The organism is Actinomycetospora sp. (assembly GCF_055612215.1).
Map to the genome: position 1 here is coordinate 1 of NZ_JBVPVA010000585.1, position 6,783 is coordinate 6,783.

General features: G+C 71.0%; 5 protein-coding genes. 3 read left to right on the forward strand and 2 right to left on the reverse strand.

Features of this window, described 5'->3' with window-relative positions; all coding sequences use genetic code 11:
- The coding region (locus tag AC0CYZ_RS16025; protein WP_472217063.1) for a gamma-glutamylcyclotransferase family protein at positions 1–455 on the reverse strand (455 nt) is incomplete at its 3' end.
- 179 nt (positions 456–634) lie between these two features.
- On the opposite strand from AC0CYZ_RS16025, the gene AC0CYZ_RS16030 reads away from it, so the two are divergent.
- Complete coding sequence (locus tag AC0CYZ_RS16030) at positions 635–2,038, forward strand: NAD(P)H-quinone dehydrogenase (protein ID WP_472217055.1); 1,404 nt, start codon at positions 635–637, stop codon at positions 2,036–2,038.
- A gap of 145 nt (positions 2,039–2,183) precedes the next feature.
- Here AC0CYZ_RS16030 and glpK read toward each other — a convergent pair whose 3' ends face one another.
- Entirely contained in the window at positions 2,184–3,686 is a 1,503-nt protein-coding gene (glpK, locus tag AC0CYZ_RS16035; RefSeq protein ID WP_472217057.1) for a glycerol kinase GlpK, read from the reverse strand.
- Positions 3,687–3,909: 223 nt separating this feature from the next.
- On the opposite strand from glpK, the gene AC0CYZ_RS16040 reads away from it, so the two are divergent.
- On the forward strand, positions 3,910–4,830 hold the full coding sequence (locus AC0CYZ_RS16040; RefSeq protein ID WP_472217059.1) for an MIP/aquaporin family protein: 921 nt from the start codon (positions 3,910–3,912) through the stop codon (positions 4,828–4,830).
- Positions 4,831–4,956: 126 nt separating this feature from the next.
- Positions 4,957–6,744 (forward strand): glycerol-3-phosphate dehydrogenase/oxidase, encoded by a 1,788-nt coding sequence (locus AC0CYZ_RS16045; RefSeq protein ID WP_472217061.1) that lies wholly within the window; start codon positions 4,957–4,959, stop codon positions 6,742–6,744.
- Positions 6,745–6,783: the final 39 nt, after the last annotated feature.

Here is a 6,783-nt window from a genome sequence, read left to right on the forward strand (position 1 = left end):
GTGCCGGGCCCCACCGAACGGCAGGGGCGCTCGCGCAACGCCCGCACGTAGTCGTCCGGGGCGCCGGCGGCCTCGGCGGCGTCGGACAGCACCCCGATGTAGCGGGCGGAGGGCAGGCCGCCCTCGTACGCGTCGAGCACGTAGACCCACGCCAGCTGCGGCCCGTCCATGGTCTGGATGCGCAGCCGCAGCTTCTTGTGCATGCCGAGCTCGCCGCCCTCCCAGCGGTCGAGACCGTCGACGTCGAGGGGACTGACGTCGTAGAGCACCACGAACACCCGCGAGGTGGGGTCCTCGACCACGGTGGACAGCGCGCCCTCCCACCCGAGGTCCTCGCCCCCGAAGGTGATCCGCCACCCCTCGAGCCAGCCGGTCCCCGACACGGGGGAGTGGGGCGCGCGTTGCATCATCTGCGCGGGGTCCATGTTCGACCCGTAGGCGGCGTAGAGCGGCACGGCGGACAGGGTATCCACGACGACGTGGGGTGACCGACGTCGGAACCACGCCCGGGGCGCCGAACGGGCAGGATGGTCCGTGACCGGCGCCATCGGGCACCCGAGCACCACCCCCCGACCCCAACCACCCGCCGCCGCGCACCCGTCCCGGAGCCACCACTCACCACGGAGGACGTCCCATGACCCGCATCGTCATCCTCGGCGGCGGCCCGGCCGGGTACGAGGCGGCCCTCGTCGCGTCCCAGCACGAGGCCGACGTCGTCCTCGTCGAGGAGGACAGCTTCGGCGGGAACTGCGTGGCCTACGACTGCGTGCCGTCGAAGACCTTCATCGCCTCGGCCGGTGTGCGCGCGGGCTTCCGGGGCAACGCCGACATGGGGATCGACGTCGAGTCCCACGACGCCGTCGTCGACCTGCCGCGCGTCAACGGCCGCGTCAAGGACCTGGCCCTCGCGCAGTCGGCGGACATCAAGGCGACGGTGGAGCGCGCCGGCGTCCGGGTCTGCGAGGGGCGCGGGCGCTTCCGCCGCAGCGACATCCACAGCGCCACCCACGACATCGAGATCACCCACGGCGACGGGCACAGCGAGGTCGTCACCGCCGACGTCGCGCTCATCGCCACCGGGGCCTCGCCGCGCGTCCTGCCCGACGCGGTGCCCGACGGCCGCCGCATCCTGACCTGGCGCCAGCTCTACGACCTCGAGTCCCTCCCGGAGCACCTGGTCGTCGTCGGCTCCGGTGTCACCGGCGCGGAGTTCGTCTCCGCGTACGCCGAGCTCGGCGTGCCGGTGACGTTGATCTCCAGCCGCGACCGGGTGCTCCCGCACGAGGACCCGGATGCCGCGGCGACGCTGGAGGAGGTCTTCACCGAGCGGGGCGTGACGATCGAGCCGCGGTCCCGGGCAGACAAGGTCGTCGCGACCCAGGAGGGCGTCCGGGTCACGCTGTCCGACGGCCGCGAGGTGATCGGCTCGCACGCGCTGATGACCGTCGGGTCGGTGCCGAACACCAGCGACCTCGGGTGCGAGGAGATCGGGCTCGAGCTCCGCGAGTCGGGCCACATCGACGTCGACCGCGTCTCGCGCACCTCGGTCCCCGGGGTCTACGCGGCCGGTGACTGCACCGGGCTCCTCCCGCTCGCCTCCGTCGCCGCGATGCAGGGCCGGATCGCGATGTGGCACGCCCTCGGCGAGGGCGTCGGCCCGCTGCGGCTCAAGACCGTGGCCTCGGCGGTGTTCACCCGCCCCGAGGTGGCCACCGTCGGCATCGGCCACAAGCAGGTGGAGTCCGGCGAGTTCGCCGCGCGCGAGGTGCTGCTGCCGCTGGGCACGAACCCCCGCGCCAAGATGTCCGCCGTCTCGAGGGGCTTCGTCAAGGTGTTCTGCCGCCCGGCGACGGGCGTCGTCATCGGCGGCGTCATCGTGGCGCCGGTCGCGAGCGAGCTGATCCTGCCGCTGGCCATGGCCGTGCAGAACAACCTCACGGTGGACGACCTCGCCCACACGTTCTCGATCTACCCGTCGCTGTCCGGCTCGGTCACCGAGGCCGGTCGCCGCCTGATGCAGCACGACGACCTGGATTAGGCCTACGGCCATGTGAACGGATGTGGTCGCTCTGGCCGCGACATCCGTTCACATGACGCTGTCCGCTTCCGCATCGACGAGACTGACGGCTGTGTGAACGGATGTGGCCGCCAGAGCGACCACATCCGTTCACATGCGCTCCGCGCTACGCCCAGTCGAACGTCCGCGTGACCGCCTTCTTCCACTCCGCGTAGAGGCGGTCGCGCTCGGCCGGGTCCATCGACGGCTCCCAGACCTTGTCCTGCGCCCAGTTGTCGCGGATGTCCTGCTCGGACTCCCAGAACCCGACGGCGAGGCCGGCCGCGTAGGCCGCGCCCAGCGCCGTCGTCTCCGAGACCACCGGGCGGACGACCTCGACACCGAGCAGGTCGGCCTGGAACTGCATGAGCACCTCGTTGCCGACCATCCCGCCGTCGACCTTGAGCGTGGTCAGCGGGACGCCGGAGTCGGCGTTCATGGCGTCGATGACCTCGCGGGTCTGGAACGCCGTGGCCTCCAGCACCGCCCGCGCGAGGTGCCCCTTGTTGACGTAGCGGGTCAGGCCGACGACGACGCCGCGGGCGTCCGAGCGCCAGTACGGCGCGAACAGGCCGGAGAAGGCGGGCACGAAGTAGGCGCCGCCGTTGTCGTCGACCGTCTTGGCGAGGTCCTCGATCTCCGGCGCGGAGGAGATGATCCCGAGGTTGTCGCGCATCCACTGCACGAGCGAGCCGGTGACCGCGATCGAACCCTCGAGCGCGTAGACCTGCGGCTTCTCACCGATCTTGTAGCAGACCGTGGTGAGCAGGCCGTTCTTCGACTCGACCTTCTCCGTGCCGGTGTTGAGCAGCACGAAGTTGCCGGTGCCGTAGGTGTTCTTGGCCTCGCCGACCTCGAGGCAGGCCTGCCCGAACTTCGCCGCCTGCTGGTCGCCGAGGATGCCGGCCACCGGGACGTCGCGGAACGTGCCGCGGGCGCGGATCGGGCCGTAGTTCTCCGACGACGACCGGATCTCCGGCAGCATCGCCAGCGGGACGCCGATCTCCTCGCAGAGCTCCGGGTCCCACTCCAGCGTGTCGATGTTCATCAGCAGCGTGCGCGAGGCGTTCGTCGGGTCGGTGACGTGCAGCCCGCCCTCGGTGCCGCCGGTGGCGTTCCACAGCACCCAGGTGTCCATGGTCCCGAACGCCAGCTCGCCGCGCTCCGCGCGCTCCCGCGCCCCGTCGACCTGGTCGAGGATCCACCGCGCCTTCGGCCCGGCGAAGTAGGTGGCGAGCGGCAGGCCCGTCTTCGCGCGATAGCGCTCGGCGCCGCCGCCGAGCGCCCCGAGCTCATCGCAGATCTCCTGCGTGCGGGTGTCCTGCCAGACGATCGCGTTGTAGATGGGCTCGCCGGTGGACTTGTCCCACACGACGGTGGTCTCGCGCTGGTTGGTGATCCCGACGGCGGCGATGCTCGACGCGTCGAGGTCGGCCCGGGCGAGGGCGCCTCCGCAGACCTGGCGGGTGTTGCCCCAGATCTCCGCGGCGTCGTGCTCGACCCACCCGGCCTTCGGGAAGATCTGCTGGTGCTCGAGCTGGTCGACGGCGACCACGCGCCCGGAGTGGTCGAAGATCATGCACCGGGTCGAGGTCGTGCCCTGGTCGATCGCCGCGACGTACTGGGTCATCCCCTGCCTCCCTGCTCGCCGTGGGCGCAGCCGCCCTCCTCGCGCAGACCGTTCATCACCTGCGCCGAAGCCGCAAGGGGTTGACGAAGGTCACACTCAGGGCTTGCCTTGTCTTCACAACGGGACGGAGCGCCCGCAGGCGTATCCGCAGGTCGTCGACGCAGGAGGCATGGTGGCAACGACGCGTACGCCGAGCCGGTGGCGATCCGGGACCGGCGGGGAGATGTTGTCGGAGTTCCTCGGGACGTTCGTCCTCATCATGTTCGGACTCGGGTGCGTGGCGGTCGCCGTCGTGGGTCTCCCGGGGTCGGGCCGCCAGACCGGGGACTTCGGCGCGGCCAACTGGGTCATCATCGGGTGGGGCTGGGGACTGGGCGTCGTGTTCGGCGTCTACGTCGCCGGCGGCATCAGCGGCGCGCACATCAACCCCGCCGTCACGTTGGCGTTCGCCGTCCGGCGGGGGTTCCCGTGGCGGAAGGTCCCGGCCTACTGGCTCGCACAGCTGGTGGGCGCGTTCGTCGCCGCCGCGCTCATCTACGCGGTCTACTCCCCGGCCATCAACGCGTACAACGCGACCAAGGGCATCGCCTCGCGAGCTGCCTCGCAGGACACGTTCGCCATCTTCGCGACCTTCCCGGCCAAGTACTACGCCGGTGGCCTGTGGGGGCCACTGTTGGACCAGATCGTGGGGACCGCGCTCCTGGTCGCCCTGATCGCGGCGATCATCGACCAACGCAACCAGGCGCCGACCGGCAACCTCGGAGCGTTCATCATCGGGCTGGTCGTCGTCGGCATCGGGTTCAGTTTCGGGACGGACGCGGGTTACGCCATCAACCCTGCGCGCGACCTCGGTCCGCGCTTGTGGACCTACCTAGAGGGCTGGGGTGGGCTGGCCTTCCCGGGCGCCGGGACGTACTTCGACAACTACTGGTGGGTACCCATCGTGGGTCCACTTGTCGGCGCCGTCATCGGGATCCTCGTGTACGACTTCGTGATCGGCCAGGTCCTCGACGCCCGCGCCGAGGCGGAGGGCGGTCACGAGCCGCCGCCACCACCGGGCCGTAGCGGGGATTCGGACAGCACGATCACCCGGGAGGGCACGGTCGAGGGCGGTGGGGTGGAGGCCAGGCACGGACGGACGTGATGCGGCTCGCGGTCCGCGTGCGTAGCTTCGTCCCGGGGGCACTCGTCGGAGTCGGGTGGTGACGCGTCGGGTCGAGACCCCGAGCGCCTCCGCCCAGCAGGCCGACCGTCGCAGGAGGAGGTCGCAATGGCCGGGAGATCCACGAGCGCTTCGCACCGCTCCGAGGCCGAGCCGGGGGCGGATGCGCTCCACGCCGTCGTCGAGCCCGCCCGCCTCGGTCCATCGGAGCGGGCCCAGGCCTGGGAACGCTTGAGCTCCGAGCAGTTCGACGTGGTGGTCGTCGGCGGCGGCGTCGTCGGAACTGGCGCCGCGCTCGACGCCGCCACACGGGGCCTGAAGGTCGCGCTGGTCGAGGCCCGCGACCTGGCGTCAGGGACGTCGAGCCGGTCGTCGAAGTTGTTCCACGGTGGACTGCGCTACCTCGAACAGCTCGACTTCGGCCTGGTGCGTGAGGCGCTGCGCGAGCGCGAACTGAACATGACCCGGCTCGCCCCCCACCTGATCAAGCCGGTGAGCTTCCTCTATCCGCTGACCAAGCACTGGGAACGGCCGTACGTGACGGCGGGTGTCACCCTCTACGACACGATGGGCGGGAGGAGCTCGCTTCCGCACCAGAAGCAGCTGTCCCGGTCGGGCGCGTTGCGGATGGCGCCCGCCCTCAAGCGGGATGCGCTGGTCGGCGCCATCCGCTACTACGACGCGCAGGCAGACGACGCCCGCCACACGATGATGGTGGGCCGCACCGCGGCGCAGTACGGCGCGGTCGTGCGCACCTCCACCCAGGTCGTGGACTTCCTGCACGAGGTGGACCGGGTCGCCGGCGTGCGGGTCCGCGACGTGGAGACCGGGGAGGAGATCGACGTCAGGGCGTCCGTCGTCGTCAACTGCACTGGCGTCTGGACCGACCAGATGCAGCACGCGGCCGGCACCCGTGGCCGCTTCAGGGTCAAGGCGTCCAAGGGCGTGCACTTCCTCGTCGCCCGGGACAAGATCCCTTCAGACACCGGGATGATCCTGCGGACCGAGAAGTCGGTCCTCTTCGTCATCCCGTGGCGCAACCACTGGATCGTCGGCACCACCGACACCGACTGGAATCTGGACCTGGCCCACCCGGCGGCCACGCGCGCGGACCTCGACTACCTGCTCGAGCACGTCAACTCCGTGCTGGTGACGCCGCTGAGCCACGACGACATCGAGGGCGTGTACGCCGGGCTTCGTCCCCTCCTGGCCGGTGAGTCGGAAGAGACCTCCAAGCTCTCCCGCGAGCACGCGGTGTCCCGGGTCATGCCGGGTCTGGTGGCCATCGCCGGCGGCAAGTACACGACCTACCGCGTCATGGCCGCCGATGCCCTCGACGCCGCCGCCGAGGACATCCCGATCCGCGTCGCGCCGTCGGTGACCGACCGGGTCCCCCTCGTCGGCGCCGATGGGTACTACGCGCTCGTGAACCAGGCTGAGCAGCTCGGGTTGCTGCACGGGCTGCACCCGCACCGCATCCGGCATCTGCTGGACCGTTACGGCTCGTTGCTGCACGGGCTGCTCGCGATGAGCGATGACGACCGGTCGTTGCTCGAACCGGTCCCGGGAGCGCCGGACTACCTCAAGGTCGAGGTGGCGTACGCGGTGGCCTACGAGGGCGCACTGCACCTCGACGACGTGCTGACCCGGCGGACGCGCATCTCGATCGAGTACGCGCACCGGGGCGCCGAGTCCGCCGAGTCGGTCGCGGACCAGATGGCGACGCTGCTCGGCTGGGACCAGGAGACCCGGGACCGGGAGGCCCGCACCTACGTCGAGCGGGTCGAGGCCGAGCGGCGCTCGCAGTCCGTCGACACGGACGAAGAGGCCGACAAGCTGCGGGTGTCCGCGCCCGACCCCCGCGCCGAGCGCCTCGAGCCCCTCGTAACGGCCTGAGCAACCCCGATCCGGCCCGCGCGAGGGGAACCGTCGGCC